Origin of the sequence: Dehalobacter sp., assembly GCA_023667845.1 — a bacterium.
In the GTDB taxonomy this organism is placed as follows: Bacteria; Bacillota; Desulfitobacteriia; order Desulfitobacteriales; family Syntrophobotulaceae; genus Dehalobacter.
Map to the genome: position 1 here is coordinate 1 of JAMPIU010000051.1, position 26,078 is coordinate 26,078.

Sequence of the window (26,078 nt, forward strand, 5' to 3'; positions counted from 1 at the left end):
AAAAAGTAGAAAAGCTTGTTTTGCTTTGCCCATCCGGCGTGGGACCGCAAAAGGGTTCTTTCCTTTTTACAGCGATGTTCCATATGTGTTTTGGAGATCGCGGACTAAAAAAACTATTCTATAAAGTGAATGGGAATCAGCCTATTCCCGACATTGTGCTGGATTATCAATTGCTGATTGGCAAGAGTTTCAACTTTCGCCGTGAAATGATACCCATTTTTTCCGATCAGGAATTGAAATCCTTAACGATGCCGGTCGTTTTATTTGTGGGCGGCAAAGATATCATGCTTCATTCGGCGAAGACTGCTCGGCGGATGGAAACATTGGTTCCACAGGGCAAGATCAATATTCTACCCGAGGCAGGCCATACACTTACCAATCTAACCACGGAAATCTATGATTTTTTAATTCAGGAATAATGAACATTCTTTTATTTTTTTACGTAGTTATTAGAAATTTTAGGTGCGATATGATATCTTTAACATTGGCTGCCTTTGGAAGGCGTTATTTTACCGTGAGAATGCCAAACTATTTTTAGCCAGTGTGAGGTGCTTCATTTGATTCTATTATCGGCAGAAAAGATTACGAAAAGTTATAGTGAGAAAAAACTCTTAAAAGATATGTCTCTATTCATCAATGAGGGAGACAAAATCGGTGTGATCGGGATTAATGGCACCGGTAAATCGACCTTCTTAAAGATTATTGCCGGCATAGAGAACCCTGATGCCGGAGCCGTAACGACGGCTTCTGGGGTCAGGATCAGTTATCTTCCGCAAAATCCTATTTTCGGTGAGGGTCTGACCGTTCTGGAACAAGTATTTCTGGGAACGTCATCTGAAGTCCGGGATTTGATGGAATATGAAGCCAAGTCTATTCTAACCAGGCTGGGTATTACGGATTTCTCGATGGATGTCAGCTTCCTGTCAGGCGGAGAAAAGAAACGCGTTGCGATCGCGCGTACATTGGTCAAACCCAGTGAAATCCTGATTCTGGATGAACCGACCAACCATTTGGACAATGAAATGGTCCTCTGGCTGGAAAATTATCTGCGCAAATACAGCGGAGCGATGATCATGATCACGCACGATCGCTATTTCCTCGACAGGGTAACCAACCGTATGATTGAGATCAGTCAGGGAAATCTGTACAGCTATCCGGCGAATTATTCCAAGTATTTGGAGCTGAAAGCCCAGCGCGAAGAAATGGAAATCAGCACGGAAAGAAAAAACAGCAGTCTCTTCCGAAGAGAACTGGAGTGGATCAGCCGCGGTGCCAGAGCCAGAGGGACGAAAAGTAAAGAACGGATTGAGCGTTTCAGACAATTAAGCGAGAGAGATAAACCGGCAGACAGGGAGAAGCTGAACCTCAGTTCGGTGGCATCCCGCCTTGGTAAAAAGACCATTGAAATGAACCATATCGCAAAATCCTATGCCGGAAAAATGCTGATCCGGGATTTTGACCATATTATTCTGCGTGACGCCAGAATAGGCATTGTTGGCAAAAACGGCTGCGGCAAATCGACCCTGTTAAAAATGATCATGGGCTCGGTTGAAGCGGACAGCGGGACGATCGTTACAGGCGAAACCGTCAGGATCGGTTACTTTTCGCAGGAAAGCGCTGAGATGGATCCCTCTCAGCGCGTCATCGCCTATATTCGGGATATTGCCGAAAACATTGAGACGGTGGACGGAACAGTGACTGCCACGCAAATGCTGGAACGCTTCCTGTTTCCAGCTGATTTACAGTGGAATACGATTGCCAAGCTTTCCGGCGGCGAACGCAGACGACTTTATCTGCTCAGCGTGCTGATGAAATCCCCGAATATCCTGCTGCTGGACGAGCCGTCTAATGATCTGGATATTGAGACGCTGAGCATCCTGGAAGATTACCTGGAGAACTTCAACGGTGCTGTGGTCGTCGTCTCCCATGACCGTTATTTCCTGGATAAAGTCGTAGACCGGATCTTTGAATTCCAGGAAGACGGGACACTGCGGCAATATGTCGGCGGTTATTCCGATTATCAGGAACAAATTACGGATAAGGGCAGAGAAGAAAAAGATAGTTCTAAGAGAAACAGTCCTTCAAGTGGTTCAAGTACTTCAAATACTTTAATCACTTCAAGCAACATGGGCATTTCAGACCAATTTAATTGTACTGATCCCCAGGGTGAAACCGCCGAACCCAGGAAAAAATTGAAGTTTACCTACAAGGAAGAACAGGAATACGGAAAAATCGAAGAAGAGATTGCACAGCTCGAAGCAAACTTGCGTACACTGGATGAAACCATTTCGCGGGAGACCAGTAACTATGCAAAATTGCAGGAATTGCTTTCCGAGAAAGAAGAGCTGGAATGTACCATTGCCGGCAAGATGGAACGCTGGATATATCTGAACGATCTTGCTGAAAAAATTGCTGCTGCGAAATTATAATCCTTCGACAAACGCTGATTACTTATGTTATAATGACTACTTGATTGTATTATAATGGCGACTTGGTTGCACGAATAAGGATGGTAATAAAATGATCAGTACGACTGGAATATCTCTTCGTTACGGCGGACGTGCGTTATTTGAAAACGTCAATATTAAGTTCATCCCCGGGAACTGTTATGGACTCATCGGCGCGAACGGCTCCGGCAAATCGACCTTTTTAAAAATTCTCTCCGGTGAGATAGAAGCCAATAAAGGAGATGTCTCGACTGACCCCGGCGAAAGAATCGCCGTCTTAAAGCAGAACCACTTTGAATTTGACGAAGTTGAGGTCTTAAAAACCGTCATGATGGGTCACAAAAGGCTCTGTGAGGTTATGGATGAAAAAGAAGTTCTCTATGCCAAACCCGATTTTTCCGAAGAAGACGGCATGAAGATCGCCGAACTGGAAGCGGAATTTGCGGAAATGAACGGCTGGGAAGCTGAATCCGAAGCGGCAACGCTCTTAAACGGACTCGGTATTGGCGAAGAGTACCACGATAAAAAGATGAAGGAACTCGACGGCAATGAAAAGATCCGGGTCCTTTTGGCCCAGGCTCTATTTGGAAGTCCTGATATCCTGCTGCTGGACGAACCTACAAACCACCTCGACATTGCCTCCATTACCTGGCTCGAAAACTTCCTGTATAACTTTGAGAACACCGTGATCGTCGTTTCCCACGACAGACACTTTTTAAATAAAGTCTGCACGCATATTGCCGATATTGATTTCGGTAAAATTCAGCTTTACGTCGGTAACTATGACTTCTGGTACGAATCGAGCCAGCTGGCGTTGAAGCAGATGAGAGACGCCAATGAAAAGACGGAAGCTAAGAAAAAGGAATTGCAGGAGTTTATCCAGCGGTTCAGTGCCAATGCTTCCAAGTCAAAACAGGCCACATCCCGCAAAAAACTTCTGGAAAAACTGACCCTGGAGGACATCCGGCCGTCATCCCGCAAATATCCGTTTGTTGATTTTAAACCGGATAGGGAAGCAGGGAATGACCTGTTGGCCGTGAACGGAATCAGCAAAGAAGTAGAAGGGGAGAAGATCCTGAACAATGTCTCATTTATCGTTAGTAAAGGTGATAAGATTGCGTTCGTAGGTCCTAACGGTCTGCCTAAGACATCCCTGTTTAAAATATTAATCGGGGAAACGACTGCCGACAGCGGAGATTTCAAATGGGGCGTTACCACATCCCAGTCCTATTTCCCGAAAGACAACGCGGCTTATTTTGACGATGTTCATCTGAGCCTTGTCGATTGGCTCAGGCAATATTCCAGTGATCAGACCGAGACCTTCGTCAGAGGCTGGCTTGGCAGAATGCTTTTCTCCGGCGAAGAAGCGCTGAAGGAAGCAGCCGTGCTTTCCGGAGGGGAAAAGGTCCGCTGCATGCTGGCTAAAATGATGCTTTCCGGCGCTAACGTCCTGCTGTTTGACGAGCCGACCAACCACCTCGACCTGGAATCCATCACTGCCTTAAATGACGGGCTGATCAATTATAAGGGAACGATTCTGTTTGTTTCGCATGACCACCAGTTTGTCCAGACTGTGGCCAACCGAATCATTGAAATCACGCCGAATGGGATTATCGACAAGCAGATCACGTATGACGAATATCTGGAAAGTGAAGATATTCAGGCGCTGCGCAAGAAGATGTACGAAATGTAGGATTAATTTTTATACTGCAAATAACCCCTAAACAAGAGTAAACAAACCGATATGATGCTGGTGATGGTCCTCACAGACTGTTACCAGCATTTTTGTAAATTTAGCTGCGGCTGACGTTTTAGGTCTAAAGCACCATTAGCCTGAGAATAAATCCCTATATAACCAAAAATAGTAATATGGTATAATTTTGGCAATATTTATTAATTTTGTAATAATATTGCCATTTATTAGTTTTTATCTCAAGATTATGGGTTAAACAAGGGAGGAAGAAAAGTGAAAAAATTATGTTCAAAAATATTATTCCTGCTATTCGTCGGCTGTTTCATTCTTCTGTTAAAATCACCCGCAGTCTATGCAGCAACAATCACTGCGCCATCTTCGATTACTGCGAATACAACCTGGACTAGCGACAATGTCTATGTGGTTTCATCCACCACAGTCCAGCCAAACGTGACGCTGACTATTGAGCCTGGAACCGTCGTCAAATTGAACGCGATTAACAGCAAACTTGTAATTAAAGGCACACTGAATGCACTCGGATCAGACACGAATCAAATCGCCTTTCGTCGATCAAAGATGATACATATGGCGGAGACACCAATAACGATGGAACAACAACGACCCCGGCCAAAGGCAATTGGGATTGCCTCGAGTCTTATTCCGGTGGAATAATAAACCTTTCCTATTGCCGTATTTGTTATGGTGGATATGTGTATTCTCAAGTTTACAGCACCGGAGGAAGCCTGAATATCAACAATTGTGTATTGGAACTCAGCAAAAACAGGGGTATTGAAACTTCTGGTACAGCCAGTATCACAAATTCACAGGTTTCGAATTGCACGACACGAGGCATATATATTAAAAATGGTGCGCCAACCATATCCGGCAATACAATTAGTAATTGTTCTAGCGGCATATATTTAGCAGACGGTAATATCCTCATCACAAATAATAATATTTCGGCGTGTTCATATGGCATTTATGTGCTAAAAGGAACGCATACTCTCTCTTCAAATACTATCGTAAACAGCAGCACTTCAGCTATAGCTATTGAAAATGCAACATGTAATATCGTAAGTAATAACATTTCCCAGTGTCCCAATGAGGCTATCCGTTTTATAAATTCAACTCAAGTACTGACTGGAAGTATAACTGGAAATACATTTGATAACTGCAAAGATTTCCTGGGGTTTCGGTCAAGCTTAATGGCAAGCTTATTCCCAACATTGACATTGAACGTAAGCGTAAACTCTGGCGGCGTAAAAAAGAGCCCACTGTTAACCAGCAGGCTCGCGTTATCTAAGAATCAATCGTCGCATTTGCTCTTAGCATACGGTACTCGGCAATGCTCCGGAGCATTTGCCGGGAGTAACTGAATCACCCAGTCCGGTTGTGTTTGATCAAGGTTAGGAGCAGTTGTTAAGACATATACCAGATACCTATACGGATCAAGGTTGTTCTCCTTGGCGGTTTCAATTAGGCTGTATATCACCGCGCTGCCCTCAGCCCCATTTGGCGTATTAGCGAATAGAAAGTTTTTTCGGCTCATGACAAACGGTTTTATGCTCCATTCTGCTCGGTTGTTAGAGAGCTCCAGCCGGCCGGCCTTCAGATACTCTATCAAGTGAGGCCACTGCTGTTGCAGATAATACAAGGCTTTTCCAAGGGCAGACTTCGGAGCTGCGTTTCTTGTTCGTGCCCATGTTAGCATTGCATCCAGTACCGGTTTTTCCAGCTCCAGCCGCTGGGTATATCGTTCTTCAGGGGAAAGACATTTAAGCTTATCCTCAATTGAGAATAGCTTGTTGCAATACTCTTGCCCAATTATTGCCGAAGATCCTTTTTGCTCGGATTTCGGTAAGGAATTGACTGCCTCATCAAATTTGCGCCGAGCATGGGCCCAGCAGCCAACTACCGTGATGTTTTCCGGCAACGTGTAATAGGCCTGATAACCGTCAGCATGCAGGTATCCGGAGAATCCTTCCAAAAATTTCTTCGGGTTTTCAGCTTTCCGATCAGGCTTGTATTCATAAAGCACAATCGGCTGATCAGTATCCCCGCCGGTTCTGTACATCCACATGTAGCTTTTGGCTTGCGCCTTCTTGCCTGGTTCCCGCAACACCTGCAAGGTGGTCTCGTCCGCGAATAGAACACTGTGCTGCAAGAGCCGTCGGTGCATCTCCTCGTACACTGGTTTCAACCAGTCCTCAGATGCTCTTAATATCCAGCTGGACATCGTCTGGCGGGATAGCATCACGCCGCTTCGGTTAAGCTCCTGTTCCTGTCGGTAAAGAGGAGAATACATCACGAATTTCTGGGTCATGATGTGGGCTATCGCTTCCGGGGAGGCAAAGCTTCCCGCGATGACGGGTTTATTTTTTTGCGTTTTCAGCACGGGGGTTTCCAAGGCCTCTGCTTTACAGGTCAAGCAGGCATAGCTGAAATACCAGTCTTCACGGATTTTTACCTGAGCCGGAATAATTACAAGGCTGCGGCGGACTTCCTTGCCGATTTCCTGCATGACAGTATCGCAGGATGCGCAGAGCCGTTCTTCGTCTGGAAGACGATGCTCAACTACTTCAACAGGGACATTATCCGGCAGAATTTCCTCAAGGCTACCAGAACGCTTTTTGCGGGTATGGGCGGCAACCTTTGTTTTCTCCGATGGCTCGATTTTTATATACGCTTCCGCCTCGTTAAACAGAAGGCTCAGCTGCTCCATGACCGCTTCCTGCGTTTTCTCGGTGGAAGATCCGAAGCGCTTCTTTTGGTTCAGGCGTATCTGTTGTATAAGCCACTCGATTTGCCGACCTTGCTCCGCATTCTGCTCTTTAAGCGCTTCATATTCGGTACGTGAAATGGTGACCATTTCAGCGTTATTCATCTCATTTTTTTGTAGCTCTTTCATAACAAAATTATATCATGAAACAGCCATTTTTTCCAGTGTTTACAAGGGTTTGTGGCATTTTTTGAGCATTTTTAAACCATGCAGAGGCCTGTTGAAGGACGGTGTGCTTTGGGTTGTTCTACGCTTAAACCTTCCATGAGCCACCGGTACTGCTGTGGGGTAAGCGCCTGCGCTTCGGCGGCACTACGCGGCCACTGAAACCTGCCGTTTTCAAGCCGTTTATACAGGAGAACAAACCCATTGCCTTCCCAATACAAGGCCTTTATCCGGTCACATCGGCGTCCGCAAAATAGAAACAGGGTGTTGGTGAACGGATCCAACTGGAACTTTTGCTGGACAATACTGGCTAGACCGTCGATCCCGCATCGGAGATCGGTGTAGCCACAGGCAATATATATGTAGTCGGCTCCGGAAAAATCATTCAGCATGATTTCAGCGCGCGGAAGATTGCCTCAATGGTTGACGCGTCGGCGCTGGGATAGATGTCGGCTTCGGCATTTCCAATGCGCACAGTTGCCGCTACTTCAAGATGGTCATTCCGGCGTTCTACGGGAACTCTTGCAAAGTACGGCTCTTGCTGCGCGGTCAACGCCTCAAACACTCGGCGCTGCCAGTAATAATATGTTTTTTCGACAATCCCGTTTTCCCGACACCATTGTTTGATGCTTATTCCGCTATTCCGGCAGGATGAGATCCGCTCAGTCCACTCAGCCAGCCGCTGGTTTGCGCTTAAGGCTTGCAGGCTTTGTTCCATTTGAGTCACTCCCATTCTATCTAAATGTCTACCTTAGTCTCTTTTGGTGACACTCAGACTCTTTGGGATATTCTCTCATTCTGCCGATTCTATGACAATCCGCCTACGTGGTTTACGCTTACTATTTTTCTTATACCGGAGACAACAGAAAGAAAAAGCGGAACCGGAACCGGCCCAACCCTAACCTATTAATAGCTTTAGGTCAAGACAATAGCTGACAGCATATCAGCCGGATTATTTTAAGATGCAAGTAGTATAACAATACTAAAAAACACTTCATCGTACTGGCATACCACTACTATTGCGGGGATTTGAAAAGGCTGAATAAGTAGCAGTCATCTTTTTCAAATCCCCCAATGCCCAGCGGTAAGCCAAATTGCTTGATAGGTACACATAAATCCAGCTTGCTTAAAAAGTTGCTGCTCCCCGACTTCCGGAACCGAAATAACATTGTAAGTATACCCAGGACCGAAACGTTAGATCAATTTCTCTCTATTCTTGAAATTATGCAGCCTTGCCCGAAATACCAAAGCGAGGGTCAAGTGCCAGTGGCGTTATGCAAACGGGAATTTGAGCGTAGAAAATGTCAACGGTTCACATGCAGAAAGCCCAGGGGTTTTGACATTTTAGCGAGGATTCCTGTTTGTAGCCACGAGAACGTGCGAGCGGGGTATTTTGGGCAAGGCTGCATACCCCATAATCACCAAAAGTCAGAAATAAGACTAACCTTTACAGTGTTATTCCTATGAAAGCTTTAGACAGCTTGTCCCAGAATCTGAGGCGCCTCAGATTCTGGGACAAACCTATTCGGAGGATAACTAAAAAGTTTAACTTAATCTTGATTTTAGCAGATTGAAACAATTATAATGGCAATAATCATCATTAACATAATTTGTAATACCGAAGGAACATAACAATGATCACAAAAGCCGAAACCGTCAAAAAATATGCCCAGGATGAAGAAAGCAGACTGCTGCTTGCGCGGGCGCTGGACAAACTTGATGAATCAGAAAAGAAAAATATTCCGGTTTGCATGCGGTTCTGCAGTGAACAGCAGCGGGTGCTGCTTGGAAATGCGCTGAAAGCGAGTGGGAACCCCCGGCACTTTTTCTGGGGAGGCTATGAAGGGGCTGAGCGTACCGTATTGGTCTTTCTGCCGGACTACCTGGAGCCTGAACAAGTCATTCAGGATGATGAATATTGCCCATTAGCTTTTATCCGGGCGGAATATCCTGCAGACAGCGGCCTGTCGCATCGGGATTTCCTAGGTAGTTTGATGGGGGCAGGAATCAAGCGGGAAACGGTCGGTGACATTCTGGTCACAGAAAAAAGCTGTGATCTGATTGTCCTCAAAGAAATTTTACCGTTCCTGATAAATAATCTGGAATCAGTCGGCCGTGTCAAAATAAAAACAGCAATCATCTCTGCGGGATTGCTGCAAATACCGGAAGAAAAAGTTCTTCTGCTGAAAGACACCGTAGCCTCATTGCGGCTGGACAGTGTGGTCGCGGCAGGTTTTAACTTAAGCCGTACCAAAGCAGGGGAATATGTTGAATCCGGGAAGGTCATGCTGAATTCGCTGGAATGTGACAAAACAGATAAGACGGTTGCGGAAGGGGATACGCTATCTCTGCGCGGCTTCGGAAAAATCAAGGTTCAGGAAGTAGGCGGACTTTCTAAAAAAGGCCGCCAGTCCATCGTGATTAAAAAGTATGTCTAGTACAACGCTCTTGAAACAAGGTATATAAAATAGTTACCCCACATTTATTTCCGTGCCAGCCGTTCTGCTTCGGCCTTCGCTGCCCGAAAGCAGTCCTTGATTTCTTCAGCAGTTAAGGCGGAACCTTCCTTTTGCTTCCTGAAATATTGCATCAATACTTTGCCGACTGCATAGCAGCTAATAAAGACTAGCGAGGCTGTTCCCGGCGTGCTGCCTGAGTCTGAGTCTGCGTCCAAGCCAACCCGGGTCAATCCTTCCAGACCATATTTGGCAGTAAGCGCAAGGCCGGCCTGCCCGGAAAGTTCGCGGAAAAGGCGCTGGGCGTCCTCGGGAGCCAGCGTTTGACCGGATTCCTCCGCCAGGCGCAGCGTCAGATATACCTCTGTGATTTGAAGCAGGATGGTATCCTTGTGTTCAGCAGCCGAGGCGGCTGTGCCGGCTGTCAGGACAATCAGCCGGTTCATTCTATCCCTGGTTTTATTTTGAGGGAGCTTATTTACGGCTTCCTCAATTTTATTTAGGTATTCTTCCGGCGTAATGGTTTCCGAACCACTGCAGACCGGACAGGATCCAGCGTCATGGACATGCACAGCATGGCCGGTCTGGGAATGGTCATGGCCACAGCTGCAAGACTGCTGATGCAGCGTGGAGTGATCGTGCCGATTAGGTTGATGATGCGGATGTTTTTTCGGATGGTTCGCAGGCATATGACATCCTTTCTATCCATAAAGGATAAGCTAGCAGAATGATTCGTATTTTGATGATTAATACGAGGAAACATTAAACAAAGTACAAAAGTGTTTTGTCTTAATATAACACAATCTACGATTATTTTTAAATACTTTTACTGATAAACGAATAAGTCACAAGGTCAGAAAAAATGAGAATGTCAGATATTATTCGATCCGGACATTCTCAATAAATAAATAAATATATTTCAGCCGACGAGATGAACATGATTCATCTAACCACTAAATCACCCGTTTTGCCCCGAGATATACGGATTTCCAGTAGGTACCGAAACTATAGACAACAACACCTTTGGAGCTTGAAGCGTTGATAAATTGGTTATTGCCGATGTAAATCCCGTCATGATCAACAACACCGTTTTTGGCAATCGAAAAGAAAACGATATCTCCCGGTTGTAAATTAGCGAAACTGACCGCTTTGCCAACCAGGTATTGGTCCCTGGAAATACGCGGCAGGGTAATGCCGTTTTGCGCAAAAACATATTGAACAAATCCGGAACAATCAAACCCAGTCGATGGGTAAGTACCTCCCCATTTGTAGGGGACACCAATATATTTCTGGGCCGTCGCAACAATCGCGCTGGCTTTGACGCCTTGCGCTTTATTCATATAGGCGGTGTTTATGGCTGAACCCGTGATCGGCCCAACAATTCCGTCAGCCGATAAATTCTTGGCTTTCTGAAAAGCGATGACACCGGCTTGAGTTTTGAGTCCGAAAATTCCATCCACTGTACCGACGCTGTAACCCAGATAGTTGAGTTTGGTTTGTAGTTCCACGACATCCGGCCCCGTCGAGCCTGTCTTCAGAAGTGTATCGCCGAGGGCAGCAGACGATACCTGAGCTAAGCCGAGAATCAGGATAGCAGAAAGAAGCAGCGTCACAACAATTTTTTTCGTCATTGAAATCCTCCACTCGTCAAATTTTTTCATCTGGATTCTGTACCGGTCTCGTTCGCTTCTTACCAGTATTTTAACAATTCACTGGAAAAAAGGCATGTCCAAAATTCTGGAAATATTTATAACGCATGAAAAGGATGATAATTTGTCTTCAAGATGATATATTAGGTGTGATTGGTTTTTATTTTCATTAATTTGCCGTTAAGGGGAATAAAATGAGAGAAAAGGATCAAATATTTGCAACTAAATGGGAGCCGGATATACTCCCTGCCAAAGCAATCATCTTGATTATTCACGGGATATCGGAGCATTCCGGCAGATATGCACCGTTTGCAAGGGACCTGACGGAAGCAGGGTACATTGTTTATGCCTACGACCAAAGAGGCCATGGCAAAACAGCTGAAACCGCAGGCATGGAAGGATTTGCGGGTCAAGACGGCTGGAACCATATGGTACATGATGTCTATGATTCTGTCGCCCTGATTAAAAAAGAAAATCCCGGACTGCCGTTGTTCATTTTTGCTCATAGTATGGGAAGCTTTATTCTTCAGCATTATATGCATCTCTATGGAGATGAGCAGGGAGTACAGGGGTTTATTTTATCCGGCCCAGGCGGAGACACGACGTTTATGCTGTATTTTGGCCGCTTTTTGTGTCGGATGATAGCTCTGGTCAAAGGAAAGCTTTACAAAAGCAAATTGATTCACGAGCTGACTTTTAAAAACTTCAATGCCCGGTGCGCAGAAACCAGGACAGAATATGACTGGCTTACCACCAATCCGCTTGTTGTCGATGAATATATTCAGGATATTTACTGCGGGGGAACCTGTACTTTAGCGTTCTATCATGATTTTTTTGCCGGAATTTTGCAAGTGCAAAAGAAGTCTAACATCAGGAAGATCCCGAAAGACATCCCGATTCTGATCCTCTCCGGCCAAATGGATCCTGTCGGCCACTACGGAGAAATTATCACAGCGCTGCGTCTGCGTTACCAACAAGCTGGAATTCGTGATGTTACTGTAAAACAATATGAAAACTGCAGGCATGAACTGCACAATGAAACAGACCGTTCTCAAGTTCTTCAGGATATAATTCAGTGGCTAAGTTCCAAGATTGGCAAGAATAACATAGCGCATAGATAGACGGATAGATAGATAAATAGGTAGATAGGTAGATGGATAATAGGTAGATAGATAGGTAGACCGATAGCATAGATATAGAAATGAGGAGGGAAAGATGATGAAAAGAATCCAATTTGCTTTGGTTGCTTTCCTGATTGGCACAATGTTTGTTTTGCCCATTAATTCTCCTATTGCCTCGGCCGAAACTCAGAAGAGTATGACGATTTTGTTTACAAATGACATGCATGATCATCTCCTGCCGGTCAAGGATGAACAAAACGGTGTGATAAATCAGTCAGGCGGATTTGCCAGACTCCAGAGCGCCATTGCTGCCGCGAAAGAGAATGGCCCGGATACATTGCTCCTCGATGCCGGAGATTATTCCATGGGAACGCCATTTCAGACGATTTTTCGGACAGACTCCCCGGAGCTAAGCGTCATGGGGCAGATGGGGTATGATGTTGTAACCCTGGGCAATCACGAATATGACTACAGGGCTTTCGGACTGGCCGACAGCCTTCAGGCAGCTGTCGCTGCGCGGAAAAACGGGGGGATTTTGCCCCGGATCGTTCAGGCCAATATTGCCTTTCCGGCCAAGGAGGACGGCAGCTTAACGCCTTCGCTGGCAGCTCTGCAACAGGCTTATCTGGATTATGGGATCACCGAATACACCGTCGTTGAAAAGAATGGGGTAAAGATCGGTATTTTTGGCCTGATTGGAAACGATGCGGCATCCAACGCACCGAAAGCCGAAGTGGAATTCACCGATCCGGTCGCGAACGCCGAACGGATCGTTTCGGTCCTGAAAAACCAGGAAAAAGTTGATTTAATTGTCTGCTTATCCCATTCCGGGATCTGGGAAAAGGCATCCGAATCTGAAGACCAGATCCTGGCAAAAAAAGTTCCCGATATTGATGTGATTATCAGTGGCCATACCCACACCAAACTTGAAGAATCGATCATCGAAGGTAAGACGCTCATTTGTTCCGCCGGAGACAGCTGCAAGTACCTCGGTGTTTTGCAAATTTCTCAAAAATCCGGTTCTTCAGACTGGGGACTTGTCGATTACCGTCTGCCGGCAATCGATGAAAGACTGCCTGAGGATCCGCGGATTGCCGGTATTGTAAGTCAGTTCAAACAACAGGTTCAGGACAAATTCTTTGCTCCGTTTCAGTTAAATTATGATCAAATATTGGCAGAATCTCCCTATAACTTCCGGAAGGTCAACGACATATTGAATACGCATCAGGAAGATCCATTGGCCAACCTGATTTCTGATGCCTACGTTTATGCTGTGAAAAAGGCGGAAGGTTCCGGCTATGTTCCGGTGGATGTCGCAGTTGTACCTGCCGGGACGATCAGAGGTACCTTTTTTAAGGGCGCGATCACGGCCGCCGACGCCTTCAGCGTAAGCTCCCTCGGGATCGGTCCGGATAATATTCCGGGGTATCCGCTGGTTTCTGTCTATTTAACCGGCAAGGAATTAAAGACCCTATGCGAAGTAGATGCCTCGATCTCGCCGATGATGGCTGAAGCCCAATTGTTCATGTCAGGTATTAATTTCACGTATAATCCGAACCGGATGATATTCAATAAGGTCACTGACGCCGTGTTGCAGAAGCCGGACGAATCTATTGAAGAGATTGACGATACCAAATTATACAGGGTAGTTGCCGGTTTGTATTCTGCTCAGATGCTTTCAATCGTCGGCGATAAATCTTATGGTCTATTATCGATTGTGCCGAAAACAGAAGAAGGTACGCCGGTTACAGATTTTGAAGCCCAGATCGTCAAAGACACAGCCGGAAATAATGCCGAAGTCAAAGAATGGCAGGCCCTCGCCTTATATCTTCAGTCCTTTGCTAAAGTCGGCGGAGTTCCAACGATCTCCGATGATTACGGCATGATACTTGGAAGAAAAGTGGTAGACAACAGCCATCATCCAATATCCCTGCTCGCCAATCCGAACAAAATAACCCTGACGGTCTATACTGTTGTTCTTGTTATAGCACTGATTATTTTTGTGATTTACAGGATAGTTACCCGCCGCAGACGCTTGGCTCGAATCAACCAGAAATCTGTCTAAATGCAGTTTTTCTGTATGAAAATATGAAAACATGCAGAATCTTAGCCAGAAAGATTTCTGGCTTTTATTTACTATTTTTTATTAAGCGAAAAAGTAAGCTGCAATTGTAAGCAGGAATTTGCCGGGGTCTCCAAGAACTAACATAACAGCATACTTGAGAAATTGTATTGGCTGCAAACAGCCTGCTTGCTGCGGTGTTTACATGGCTGATAAGCGACGAACGATTGATGTTTTGGTGTTATCAGGGTGAGGTGTGAAAAATGGCGAAAACCATCCGTTTTGTGCATTGTGCCGGATTTCAATTTGACAGCCGTTCTTGGGAAAGACCGGCTTGCTGGACAGCAATGCGCAATCAGGACTTATGGCATACCTTCGAGGCCGTCCTGACGCTTTGCCAAAAAGAAAAAGTGGATTTTCTGTTCGTGACAGGGGATTTATTCGACCAAGAGAATGCGCGTAAAGAAACGGTCGAACGTGTTTACAGGTCATTCTCCGGCTTGAAGGACACCCGTGTCTTTATCACGCCTGGGGATCAGGATCCTTTGGTCATCTCTTCGGCCTACCGTTTTGCTGAATGGCCCGATAATGTTCATATCTTTGCGGGGGGCGTCAGTCATATTGAAATTCCGGCCAAAGGGACTGTCATTTATGGCTCGGGATGGACGAATTACCGTCAGGAGCTGATTGATCTGGGGATGATTCAGCCTGTCTTACACAACGCACCTATTCAGATGATGCTGCTCCATGCAGAGATAGCGTCCCCCAAAAATACGGATAGGTTTATTCCTCTGGAGCCAGAGGCGATCACAGCAAGTGGTTTAACCTATCTGGCGTTAGGGCATCAGCAGACATTCAGTGGGCTGCATCAGATCGGGGATACTTTCTGGGCAGATTGCGGATCCCCTGAAGCCAGGAGTTTTCAAGACAGCGGGCCGCATGGCGTACTTTTCGGAGAAACAGACGGGAAATTGACACAGGTTGATTTTGTGGAACTTGGCAGACGGAACTACATTGAAAAGTTCTGGCCGCAGGCGGCTGAACCCAAAGAGATTGCTAGCGGGCTTTTAGCGGATACAACGAAAGAAGAACGGCAAAGAGATTTGTTCCGGATTGTTCTGTCTGGGCCATACCCGGATCCGGAAAGTACAGTCCAGACTTTGCATCAGCTTCTCTCCGAAGACTTCAGCTACTTTGAGGTTTACCATACATCCCAGTCTGGTCCGGCTCTTTGTGCCGATGGCAATGTTGTAAGACGCCAAACCAGCAGCTTCCCGGATTTAACCGAAGTATTCAGGAGAGGGATCCAAAAACGCCTTTCTTCAGAGAACCGGTCTGAGGAACAGCGGCGTTGGGAATTGGTTCAGAAAATTGGATTGGCTGCAATCAGTCAGGGACGGGAAGATTATGAGGATTGATAAGATCGGGCTGCAGGGGCATCCGCTGCTCGGGGATACGGAGTGGTCCTTACCCGGGGATTTTACGGTGCTGTATTTGAAGGAACCCGAACTGGCAAAAGCTTTGTATCAATTACTGCAGGAATACTATGACGACCGGGTAGCGGCAGTACCGTCAGACAAGCAGAAAAGACAAGGATTGGCAGAAATCCTGCTTTCCGGGGAACAAACAGGTTTGAATATGACTTTTGAGGCAATCCGGCAGGGCGGCTTTATTGTCTGGCCGGATACCAATAAGCATGGTTTGTACCGAAGGGTCTCCAATCTCCAGCAGATCGGAAATGAAGAGCTTTCCCTGGCACGGGTGCATGACGCCCTGGCCAGAGCAAAGGAACGCGTCGAAGAACAGGCGGATGGAATGGCTCAGGTTAAAGCAGAGTATGATGCGTTAAGAAGGGATTGGGAAGAAGCAAGCCACCGGCAGGAGGAACAGCGCTTTCTGCAAATCGAAATCAAGAACCTGCAGGCTGAACAGCATCTTATGACGGAGAAAATTGCTGTGATGGAAAAAATTCAGCAGCGGCTTGTTATCCTGAAAGAGAACCTTGATTACCGTGAATTGCGCCGTCTGCAGGGTGAACTTGCTAGCCTCGAAGAACTGCGTAGGGATACCGGGGTTCGATTGGCGGCCGTTGTTCAGGATAAACAGGTTGATTGGGACATGATTGAAGGTTTGCGGGAAGAGTGTTATGCTTGGGCCTTGATTCAAAAAGAGGTGGAACAGGGTGAAGCTTTGATCACCCGGCAGACTCAGGCCATCAACGAGCTTCAGGATTCGCTAAGATCATCCGGCTATCGGCAACTGCCGAAAAATGAGGAGCAGCACTTACGCAGCACTGAAGAAGAGCTTCGTGCCGCGCAGAAGGAACTTGAAAGCTTTGCCGGTTTAGCTGATATCGTGAAGGAACTGGAAGGGTCCCTTTATGAAGAAAAAGCCAAACTCAAAAAATATGCGCTGATTGCCGGTGTGACTGACAAAGACCAACGCTCACTTGCCCGATCATATGCACGTCTGAAAAAATGGCAGGACTCTGTACTCGGACGCATGATTGACCGGAGGGTCATCCGGCGGTCCGGGGCAGGCAGCATCGAAGACCGATTGGCTTCGAGTCTGACAAAGCTTCTGCAAAAATATCAGGCTGCAGACTATCAAGAATTCATGCGGCAGATTGAAGCGTACCAGAATCAGAAACAGGCCGCAGACCGGCTTCAGACGGATTATAACCTGGTCAGAAAACAGGTTAAAAGGGAAAAAGAACTGCACAGGATCATCCTGTCCCGCAGTCAGCGGCTGCAAAAAGCTTTTTCGATAGTCAAGGCTTCCGATTTTTCGTCCTGGAAAAGCGGTTGGGACGAGTACCGGCAGAAAAACAGCCATAGTGCGGAAATGCTTCAGACGCTGCAGACACAGACAGGACAACAGCAGAAAACAGAACAGAAACTGCAGGAATATGCGTCACAGCTGCGCGAAAAATTACAGAACCGAATCTCGGCCGATGCCGATATTGACGAGGTCCTTGAGGCGGTGCTGCTGATTGCGCGTGAACTGCGGATCAAAGAAGAAACTGAAAAAGAATATGATTTACTGAAAAAACAGTATGATATCGCCTTAAATAAGCGGAATCTGGATCAACTGTCCAGAACTTTGGAACCGCTTGCCGAACTGGAACGTGAAGCATGTCTGCCGGAAGAAGAAAGGCTGGCCGCCCTGGTGGCTTCCCGCCAGGCGCTTTCAGAGAAAAACAGCCGGCTTCAGAAGATCCGTAAAGACCTTCAGGACAGTCAGGCTGTGAAAATTGACCATGACCTGGAGAAAAAACTCGGGAGCGTAAAACAGCAATGGCAGGCCTATCAGGAATTACAGCATACCCTTGATGATACGGCGGAACTGCTTGAAGCCTCGCTGCAAAAATGGCAGGCCGAGAACGGCATTGTTCTAAAGATTAAAGCACAGCGGTTTTTGAGGCGGGCATTTTCGTTGAACCTATCGGATAAAAAAGAAATGATGATGGCCGAAGCCTATTCGTATTATTTTGCTTACCGTCTGGCCCTTGCTGAAGCCGCTCTTGAGGACAGCAGCATTGAGATTCCTCTGTTCTTTCTGGCCGGATCAATGAACGGAACCGAGGGATTTTGGAAGAAAGCACTGGCTTATCTGCAGGAACTATCACACTTGCGTCAGGTTATTTTTTGTACGGCGGATACCAGACTACGGAAAATAGCCGATGAGCTCTACAGTAAAGCCTGATCTTCTTACCAGTAACTTGTTAACTCTAAAATGCATGTAACTAGCAATATCAAACATCGAGGCAAATAACAGGGAGGCAGCTTGAATAAATTAGCAGATTTAGTAGATAAATCAAAAGATATTCAGGAGAACCCGTCAGAGATTGCTGTGTTATTATTGGCCTGGTATGACCAAAATAAAAGGGATCTGCCCTGGAGAAGAACAAACGATCCCTATGCGGTTTGGTTATCGGAAATCATGCTTCAGCAAACACGGGTCGATACGGTTATAGATTATTACCTGAGGTTCCTGGAACGGTTCCCGGATATTGACAGTCTGGCTGACGCGGGCGAGGGGGACGTTTTAGCCTTATGGAAAGGTCTTGGTTATTACCGTCGGGCCAGGAACCTTCATCAGGCTGCCATCGTGGTACACGACAAGTACAGTGGGAATTTTCCGCGCACTTATCCTGAAATCCGCGCTTTGCCAGGAATCGGTGACTATACGGCTGGGGCTATTGCAAGCATCGCCTACAATCTGCCTTATCCGGCTGTTGATGGGAATGTTCTGCGGGTTATAACCCGTCTGCTTGGACTTGAAGCTGACATCAGCCAGCAAAAAACGCTAAAGCAAATTGCTGAAATGATTAGAGAAATGATTCCCAAAGATAGGGCGGGCGAATTTACCCAGGCGCTGATGGAACTTGGCGCAATGTGCTGTACACCCAATACTCCCGGTTGCCGGGACTGTCCCTGGCGTACCGTCTGTACGGCCCATCGTACGCACAGGGAGACTGTCCTGCCAGTTAAGAAGAAAGCAAAAAAAGCAACCTGCTTCAATTACTGGACGGCGCTTGTCTGTAACGACGGGGATATTCTAATGGAGTACCGTAGCAATACACAGCTGCTCGGCAACATGTGGGGACTGCCGCTCGTAAACAAGGAATCCGGTCCTTCTGCGGAAGAACTGTACCGTCGCGACTGGGAGTTAGATCTCCGACTTATTAAACACTTGGGCAGCGTTCGGCATGTTTTCACACATCAGGTCTGGCAAATGGATGTCATTTTGTTCTCGCTCAAGCCGGACTCGGAGGTAAAATCAGGGCTTGCCTGGATTTCCCGGGAGAAACTGAAGGACCTGCCGATTCCGAAGGCATTTCAAAAAGCCCTTCAGCTTATGCACAGTAAAGGTCATACAATGTAAAAATTCCTGCACATACAGGAATTTTCTTTTTCCGGAAGCAGGAATGCAGATAATTGGTTCCATAGAATATGTCTTTTATGATATAATAATCAGCTGTATAACCTTCATAAAGTATTGAATCTAACATACTGGAGAGAGAAAAGTGGAACTACAAGGCGTCTATAATCAACTGGGGATTTTGTTCTTAACGATTTTACTGGGTTATGTCCTGGCCAAGGTGAAGGTTATCCCACCGGCAGCGACTCAGGTTTTTTCTAAATTTGTTCTGACCATTGCACTTCCGGCCTTGATCCTGTCCGGGATGAGAGTTTCTTTTACTACGGAGAGGTTGCATACGGCACTTTTTGTTTTCTTGCTTACGATACCCTGTTACGGTCTTGCCTTTCTCGTCGGGAAACTGACAGCGAAGATCCTGACCAAAGATCGGACCAGAGAAGCCATCTTTAATTTTGGAATTGTTTTTGCAAATACAGGCTTTTTAGGCTTTCCGATATTTCAGGCGCTCTATGGCAAAGAAGCAATATTTTATGCTGCGATCTACAATATTATGTTCAACTTGTTGTTGTATACACTTGGTATAAAAATCATGAATACGGATAAAACCGGGCATCCTACAAGGCTAAACCTGGAAAAGGTTATTAATCCGGGCGTGGGTGCGAGTATCATCGGGTTCATTCTGTTTATCACCGCTGTTCCGCTGCCCGAATTTATGACCGGCACGATCGATGCGATCGGAAATACCTGTGTTCCTCTGTCAATGCTGACCATCGGGGCGACATTAAGTGAACTGCCGCTTCAAAAGATGTTCAGCGATATCGGCATTTATATCCTGTCGGTCGTCAGATTGCTTGTGATGCCGTTATTAACCCTGGTTATGGTCAAATATATCTTTCAGATTGATCAGATGTGGCTGATTGCTATCCCGGTCATCATGGCCGGTATGCCTATTGCGACCAATACGGTTTTAATGGCGATTGAATATAAAAATGATGCACATCTGGCATCGCAGACGGTGCTGATTTCAACCTTGCTTAGCTGTTTATCGATTCCATTGCTGATATTTGTGCTGTCCCATTTTTAACAGCGTCCCATTTATAATGTATAGAATAGCCATAATTTGGATAAAATGTTCCTATATCATGTAAGGGAGGATCCGTATGGGCGACAAGAATCCAAAAAATATTAAGAAACAAAAAAAGAAAAGAACGGAAAAGAAACCAGAAGCGCTTAATCCAGAAAATAATCTGTAAAATTTGTAACGATAAAACTCAATATTTCTGCATTGTTTTTAACAATACCAGAGTCTCCAAATTAATGTTTGGACTCTGGTATTTTTTTATCCAGACTCATCCGTGGTATATCATTCACAAATTTTTGCGGGTACATTCGTTGTGGTTCTATCCAACATCATGTAAAATGGTATTTATCAGAAAAACGCATCGACATGATTTTCAAACTGTTTCATGAGGTGATTGGATGGAAGACTTTCAGGAAAAACGGAAGTTTTTTCGCGTCGATTTGATCCATGATATTCCAGCCACAGCGAAGATTTCCTCGATTAACAACCGGAAGGTCGAAGTGGAGAAAACATTTCCGATTACGATCCTGGATTTGAGCACAGGCGGGATATATGCTTTTATCCCAGTGGATATTCCGGTTAATATTGTCATCATCGATATCATGTTCACGTTTGAAAATGAAGAATTTTCATTTAATGCGCTGATTATTCGCAAGACCCCCAAAGATGACGGCTTTGAATACGGGATGAAATTCCTTTTTCATTCCCAGAAAGATGAAAGCCGGATCACCCGATGTCTGAATCAATATAAAATCAAGCATACCCGCTTTATGAAGATCCAGCTTGATTTACGCAAACAGAAATACATCGGATGCTTTGTCAAGGGCCTGGAGCTGATTGAAGAGCCGGCTTATCTGATTACGAGCCGCCGGATCGTTGTTGCCACAAATAAGGCGGCACAGGACAGCGGTGTCAAACTTGGCGAGCGCTGTTATTCCACGGTTGCCAAACGGCATCGCGCCTGTCCGTTTTGCCTGCTGGAAGATGCCAAAAAAGCGGATCATCTTCTTGAGACAAATGCCGTTATCCGGGAACAAAGCTGTAAGGCCCGCTGGCTGTACCTCGAGGATCATTACATGATCCACTATTTTACGCGAAAGGAAGGGTTGAAAGATGAATGAAAAGGTGAGGGATATTGCCGAGAGAATTAAAGGCTTAAGATTACTTACCGGTTGGGCCGAAGAAGAGGCTGCACGTAAAATCGGACTTCCTGTTCAAGAATATCTGAAGTATGAAAAAGGCGAAGATGATATTCCGATCAGTATTCTCTATGAAATTGCCGATTGTTATCAGGTTGATTTAACGGATGTTCTTACCGGCGTCTCGCCCAAACTGCATGATGTCTGCTTCATCAAAAAGGGGCAGGGACTCAAAGTTGAACGTTATGACCAGTATGATTTCCAGAGTCTGGCTTATCAGTACGTTAACAGAAAAATTGAACCGCTGCTGGTGACCCTGGATGCAGAAAATAGTCCTGAACTTGTTTCCCATCACGGACAGGAATTTAACTTCTGTCTGGAAGGCAAGATGAAAGTCATGATCGGCAGTATGGAATATGTACTGGATCCGGGAGACTCTCTGTATTTTAATTCCTTGATTCCACATAAAATGCTGGCCCTCGAAAAAAGATCAGCAAAATTTTTAACCGTCATACTTTTATAAAGGATGTGAACAGATGAACCTCGCTTCAAGATATATCGGGAAAACCGATTTTGATTCTTATGAAGATTTTTGTGCGAATTATCAAGTGAAAGTACCTGACAATTTCAATTTTGCGTATGATATCGTCGATGAATATGCCCGTCTGGAACCGGAGCGTCCAGCGCTGGTCTGGTGCGACGACCACGGTAATGAACGGATCTTTACCTTTACCGACCTGAAAAAATACTCGGATAAAACGGCGAACATGTTAAGCGAAGCCGGGATCGGCAAAGGCGACAAAGTCATGCTGATCCTGAGAAGGCGTTATGAAGTGTACATAGCGATTCTGGCTCTGGCCAAAATCGGCGCGATCTATATTCCTTCTTCCAATCAGCTTACGCAGAAGGATATTATTTATCGAAATAATGCCGCATCGATTAAAGCGATCATCGCCTATCATGATCCGGTAATTCTCGACCATGTCGAAGCTTCCAGGGAAGAATCGTCAACGCTCGAAACGCTGTTTCTGGTTGGGGCTAAGCGTCCGGGCTGGGTTGATTTTGACAGCAGCCTGGAGGCCGCTTCCGAAAACTGGGTCCGGCCGACAGGTGCTGACGCTACAACGAATGACGACACAATGATCATCTATTTCACGTCAGGGACCACGAGCATGCCCAAAATGGCCATTCAGAGCTTCACCTATCCGCTTGGTCATATTGTGACGGCCAAATACTGGCAGCGCGTCGTGGACGGCGGGCTTCACCTGACGGTTTCCGATTCCGGCTGGGCTAAATTTGGCTGGGGGAAAATTTACGGCCAGTGGATTTGCGGCGCGGTGCAGTTTGTCTATGATATGGACAAGTTTATCCCTGAAAAGCTTTTGGAAATGATGCGAAAATATAAGTTATCCACGTTTTGCGCACCGCCGACAATTTATCGTTTCCTGCTTGAACACAATCTCGAAAAATATAACCTGTCCTCGATTGTTCACTGCTCCACAGCCGGAGAACCTTTAAATCCGGATGTCTTTAACCGTTTTAAAAGCATTACCGGCTTAAGCATCTTAAACGGATTTGGCCAGAGCGAGACGACCGTGCTGGTTGCCAACTTTGAATGGCTGGATATTTATCCAGGAGCGATGGGCAAACCGAATCCAGCCTACAAGATTGATGTGGTCGATGAAAACGGAGTTCCATGCCCTCCGGGAGTCGAAGGAGAACTGGTCATCCGCGAGGCTGATTCCAATAAGCCTGCCGGATTGTTCTGCGGGTACTACATGGATGAAACTGCTACCCATAAAGTGTGGTATGACGATACGTACCACACAGGGGATATGGCCTACTGGGATGAACACGGCTTTTTATGGTTTGTCGGCCGCAATGACGATGTCATTAAGGCTTCCGGCTACAGGATCAGTCCTTTTGAAGTTGAAAGTGCGCTGATCGAACATCCAGCTGTCGTGGAGTGTGCTGTTACCGGCGCGCCGGATGCTGTTAGGGGAACGGTCGTCAAAGCGACTGTTGTGCTGGCCAAAGGCTATACGGCCTCCGAATCTTTAAAAAAAGAGATCCAGGACTATGTTAAAAAGGTGACGGCTCCGTATAAATACCCGAGAATCCTCGAATTTGTCGACGAACTGCCGAAGACGATCGGCGGCAAGATCAAACGCGCCCAGATCCGGCGTGAAGACACGGAAAAGTTTCAGGATAAAGAATAACTTTAACATATACCCATCAATCATTGAATATTGTCAGATACACCCCACGATGATCGTGGGGTGATTTTATGCCTTGAAAAGTGGTTGGATTTTCATGTAAAATGAACCATAAATAATTATCATGACGAATGTTAATTTGAAAGTAACGCTGGATCTATGTTGTTGCTAAAGAAAGGATAAACTGATGTTTCCGAGCGATTTAAACTATAGAATGCCTGCGGAATGGGCGAGACACGAACGGACATTTATTTCCTGGCCGGTCCGGTCATCGATGTGCCATCCGGAAAATTACGAGGCTGTCTGTGAGGGTTATGCCGACATTATTCGAGCCATCGGGGAATTTGAACCCGTCACTGTATTGATAAACCCCGACGAACGATCCCTGCTCGAAGGCCGCTTTCGAAACAGGCCGATCGAGCTTCTGCCGCTGGCGCACAATGATGCCTGGCTTCGGGATAACGGGCCGACGTTTATTGTCAATGATCAGGGAGATATAGCCGGCATTAACTGGCACTTCAATGCCTGGGGCGGCAAATATCCGGACTGGGATCTGGACAATCAGGTCGCACCGCAAATATTGAAGCACCTCGGACTGAGTCCGTTTGATGCGCCGCTGATTATGGAAGGCGGCTCGCTGCACGTGGACGGAGAAGGTACACTCTTGACAACGGCCGAATGCCTGCTTCATCCGAACCGCAACCCCGATCTTTCCCAGGAGCGGATTACGGAACTATTGAAGAAATATTTGAGTATCCACAAAGTTATCTGGCTGGGAAAAGGCTTATATGGAGATGAAACGGACGGACATGTCGATAATATCGCCTGTTTTGCGTCGCCTGGCAAAATCCTGATTCAGGTCTGTGATGACCCTTGCGATCCGAATTATGCGATTACCCGGGAAAACCTCGCAGTGTTAAACCGGGAAACGGACGCCAGAGGAAGAACCCTTGAAATCATCCCAATACAGCAGCCTCCCGCCGTATTTGCTGACGGTAAACGGCTGACGCTGAGTTATTTGAACTTTTACTTTGTCAACGGCGGAATCATTTTACCTGTATTTGGCGGCCAGGCTGCCGAAACAGATGCCCAGGCTATTCGGACCCTGAGCCGGATATTTCCGGAAAGACGGATCCGTACCGTTAATGGAATGGCCATTATTGGGGAAGGCGGCAATGTTCACTGTACCACCCAGCAGATGCCTGCTGTAAACCGTTGAAGGTGATGTATGAATTGCCCGACAATATATACGAAAATTTGAAAAATATAAATAAAGAGAAGAGCGTAACAGATACATCTTTATATGCTGCGCTCTTCTGCGTTGTGGTTTTTTTCTGCATCATGTAAAATAGAAAATGCATACAAATTAACAAAATAGTAGAAACACCTGTAAGATCAGGTTCAGAACACACCGAAATCAGGCAGTTGGGAAGGAATATTAACGATGAGAAACGTCAAAGTGGCAGCAACCCAGATGCGCTGCACCAGTAACGTTGAAGAAAATATTGCCGGGGCGGAGACACTGGTCAGGGAGGCAGCAGCCCGGGGAGCGCAGATCATCTTGTTGCAGGAGCTGTTCGAAACCCCGTATTTCTGTCAGAAAGAAAAATCAGATTTTTACGTTTATGCTGCTGAGCTAGAAAACAATCTAGCAGTCAGACATTTCCAGAAAATTGCCAGAGAGCTGGAAATCGTCCTGCCGATCAGTTTCTATGAGAAGAAAAACTACGCGCGCTATAATACGATTGCCGTGATCGATGCCGATGGTGAGATCCTCGGCAAATACAGAAAGAGTCATATCCCCGACGGACCGGGCTATGAGGAGAAATTTTATTTCAACCCCGGTGACACAGGGTTTAAAGTCTGGCAGACGCGCTACGCCAAGATTGGGGTCGGCATCTGCTGGGATCAATGGTACCCGGAAGCTGCCCGCTGCATGACCCTGATGGGGGCGGAGATCCTGTTATATCCGACAGCCATCGGTTCAGAACCGCTGGATCAGACGATTGATTCCAAAGACCACTGGCAGGCCTGCATGCTTGGCCATGCTGCCGCGAACCTGATCCCCGTGGTCGCATCCAACCGGATCGGCGTCGAGGAAGAGGATGATTCCAGGATTACCTTTTACGGTTCCTCTTTTATTGCCGGACCGCTTGGCAACAAGGTTGCGGAAGCAGGGCGTACGGAAGAAACTGTACTGGTGGCCGAGTTCGACCTTGATCAGCTTGAGGTTCAGCGCCTGGAGTGGGGGATATTCCGCGACCGCCGGCCTGATTTATACGGAATCATTACTTCCTATGACGGCGAACGCGTAGACTGAGTCTACTAGGTAACTTCAATTTAATATCCATTGTTTGAATATTCATACATTAATTGATGATTCATA

General features: G+C 46.2%; 21 protein-coding genes. 16 read left to right on the forward strand and 5 right to left on the reverse strand.

The genetic code is table 11. The features are described 5' to 3' along the window. From NC238_03405 to NC238_03420, 4 genes are all read left to right on the forward strand, one after another. The coding region (locus NC238_03405) for an alpha/beta hydrolase (protein ID MCM1565003.1) at nucleotides 1–419 on the forward strand (419 nt) is incomplete at its 5' end. Nucleotides 420–557: 138 nt separating this feature from the next. After that, nucleotides 558–2,429: an ABC-F family ATP-binding cassette domain-containing protein gene (locus NC238_03410; GenBank protein MCM1565004.1), complete on the forward strand. Its 1,872-nt coding sequence runs from the start codon at nucleotides 558–560 to the stop codon at nucleotides 2,427–2,429. Between the two features lie 91 nt (nucleotides 2,430–2,520). Next, nucleotides 2,521–4,140, forward strand: coding sequence for an ATP-binding cassette domain-containing protein (locus NC238_03415; protein MCM1565005.1), 1,620 nt, complete (start codon nucleotides 2,521–2,523; stop codon nucleotides 4,138–4,140). 273 nt (nucleotides 4,141–4,413) lie between these two features. Continuing rightward, nucleotides 4,414–4,812: a hypothetical protein gene (locus NC238_03420; protein MCM1565006.1), complete on the forward strand. Its 399-nt coding sequence runs from the start codon at nucleotides 4,414–4,416 to the stop codon at nucleotides 4,810–4,812. Nucleotides 4,813–5,446: 634 nt separating this feature from the next. On the opposite strand, the gene NC238_03425 is transcribed toward NC238_03420, so the two are convergent. The 3 genes from NC238_03425 to NC238_03435 all read right to left on the reverse strand — a co-directional run bounded on the left by NC238_03425 (nucleotide 5,447) and on the right by NC238_03435 (nucleotide 7,802). Further along, nucleotides 5,447–7,048, reverse strand: coding sequence for an IS66 family transposase (locus NC238_03425; protein ID MCM1565007.1), 1,602 nt, complete (start codon nucleotides 7,046–7,048; stop codon nucleotides 5,447–5,449). A gap of 71 nt (nucleotides 7,049–7,119) precedes the next feature. Further along, nucleotides 7,120–7,476 (reverse strand): IS66 family insertion sequence element accessory protein TnpB, encoded by a 357-nt coding sequence (gene tnpB / locus NC238_03430; protein MCM1565008.1) that lies wholly within the window; start codon nucleotides 7,474–7,476, stop codon nucleotides 7,120–7,122. Continuing rightward, nucleotides 7,470–7,802 carry an IS66 family insertion sequence element accessory protein TnpB gene (locus NC238_03435; protein MCM1565009.1) on the reverse strand — a complete coding sequence of 111 codons (333 nt, stop codon included), beginning with the start codon at nucleotides 7,800–7,802 and terminating at the stop codon, nucleotides 7,470–7,472. The genes tnpB and NC238_03435 overlap by 7 nt, the downstream gene beginning before the upstream one ends. 916 nt (nucleotides 7,803–8,718) lie before the next feature. Between NC238_03435 and NC238_03440 the strand changes: the two genes are divergently transcribed. After that, on the forward strand, nucleotides 8,719–9,522 hold the full coding sequence (locus tag NC238_03440) for a YlmH/Sll1252 family protein (GenBank protein MCM1565010.1): 804 nt from the start codon (nucleotides 8,719–8,721) through the stop codon (nucleotides 9,520–9,522). Nucleotides 9,523–9,566: 44 nt separating this feature from the next. Here the strand turns inward: NC238_03440 and NC238_03445 are convergent, their stop codons facing one another. Further along, complete coding sequence (locus NC238_03445; protein MCM1565011.1) at nucleotides 9,567–10,229, reverse strand: hypothetical protein; 663 nt, start codon at nucleotides 10,227–10,229, stop codon at nucleotides 9,567–9,569. Nucleotides 10,230–10,493: 264 nt separating this feature from the next. Continuing rightward, on the reverse strand, nucleotides 10,494–11,171 hold the full coding sequence (locus NC238_03450) for an NlpC/P60 family protein (protein MCM1565012.1): 678 nt from the start codon (nucleotides 11,169–11,171) through the stop codon (nucleotides 10,494–10,496). A 212-nt stretch (nucleotides 11,172–11,383) separates the two neighbouring features. Between NC238_03450 and NC238_03455 the strand changes: the two genes are divergently transcribed. From NC238_03455 to aguB, 11 genes are all read left to right on the forward strand, one after another. Then, nucleotides 11,384–12,310, forward strand: coding sequence for a lysophospholipase (locus tag NC238_03455; protein ID MCM1565013.1), 927 nt, complete (start codon nucleotides 11,384–11,386; stop codon nucleotides 12,308–12,310). A 94-nt stretch (nucleotides 12,311–12,404) separates the two neighbouring features. Next, nucleotides 12,405–14,375, forward strand: coding sequence for a bifunctional metallophosphatase/5'-nucleotidase (locus NC238_03460; GenBank protein ID MCM1565014.1), 1,971 nt, complete (start codon nucleotides 12,405–12,407; stop codon nucleotides 14,373–14,375). A gap of 260 nt (nucleotides 14,376–14,635) precedes the next feature. Continuing rightward, nucleotides 14,636–15,790 (forward strand): metallophosphoesterase, encoded by a 1,155-nt coding sequence (locus tag NC238_03465; GenBank protein ID MCM1565015.1) that lies wholly within the window; start codon nucleotides 14,636–14,638, stop codon nucleotides 15,788–15,790. Continuing rightward, a complete protein-coding gene (locus NC238_03470) occupies nucleotides 15,780–18,077 on the forward strand; it encodes a hypothetical protein (protein ID MCM1565016.1) in 2,298 nt (765 codons plus the stop codon). Before NC238_03465 ends, NC238_03470 begins: the two co-directional genes overlap by 11 nt. An 81-nt stretch (nucleotides 18,078–18,158) precedes the next feature. Next, a complete protein-coding gene (mutY, locus tag NC238_03475; protein MCM1565017.1) occupies nucleotides 18,159–19,259 on the forward strand; it encodes an A/G-specific adenine glycosylase in 1,101 nt (366 codons plus the stop codon). 142 nt (nucleotides 19,260–19,401) lie between these two features. Continuing rightward, on the forward strand, nucleotides 19,402–20,340 hold the full coding sequence (locus NC238_03480; protein MCM1565018.1) for an AEC family transporter: 939 nt from the start codon (nucleotides 19,402–19,404) through the stop codon (nucleotides 20,338–20,340). 395 nt (nucleotides 20,341–20,735) lie between these two features. After that, nucleotides 20,736–21,458 (forward strand): PilZ domain-containing protein, encoded by a 723-nt coding sequence (locus tag NC238_03485; GenBank protein ID MCM1565019.1) that lies wholly within the window; start codon nucleotides 20,736–20,738, stop codon nucleotides 21,456–21,458. Then, nucleotides 21,451–21,999 (forward strand): XRE family transcriptional regulator, encoded by a 549-nt coding sequence (locus NC238_03490; GenBank protein MCM1565020.1) that lies wholly within the window; start codon nucleotides 21,451–21,453, stop codon nucleotides 21,997–21,999. Before NC238_03485 ends, NC238_03490 begins: the two co-directional genes overlap by 8 nt. Nucleotides 22,000–22,012: 13 nt before the next feature. Beyond that, nucleotides 22,013–23,695, forward strand: coding sequence for an AMP-binding protein (locus NC238_03495; protein ID MCM1565021.1), 1,683 nt, complete (start codon nucleotides 22,013–22,015; stop codon nucleotides 23,693–23,695). Nucleotides 23,696–23,879: 184 nt separating this feature from the next. Then, on the forward strand, nucleotides 23,880–24,911 hold the full coding sequence (locus NC238_03500) for an agmatine deiminase family protein (protein MCM1565022.1): 1,032 nt from the start codon (nucleotides 23,880–23,882) through the stop codon (nucleotides 24,909–24,911). Between the two features lie 225 nt (nucleotides 24,912–25,136). Next, nucleotides 25,137–26,012 (forward strand): N-carbamoylputrescine amidase, encoded by an 876-nt coding sequence (aguB, locus tag NC238_03505; GenBank protein MCM1565023.1) that lies wholly within the window; start codon nucleotides 25,137–25,139, stop codon nucleotides 26,010–26,012. Nucleotides 26,013–26,078: the final 66 nt, after the last annotated feature.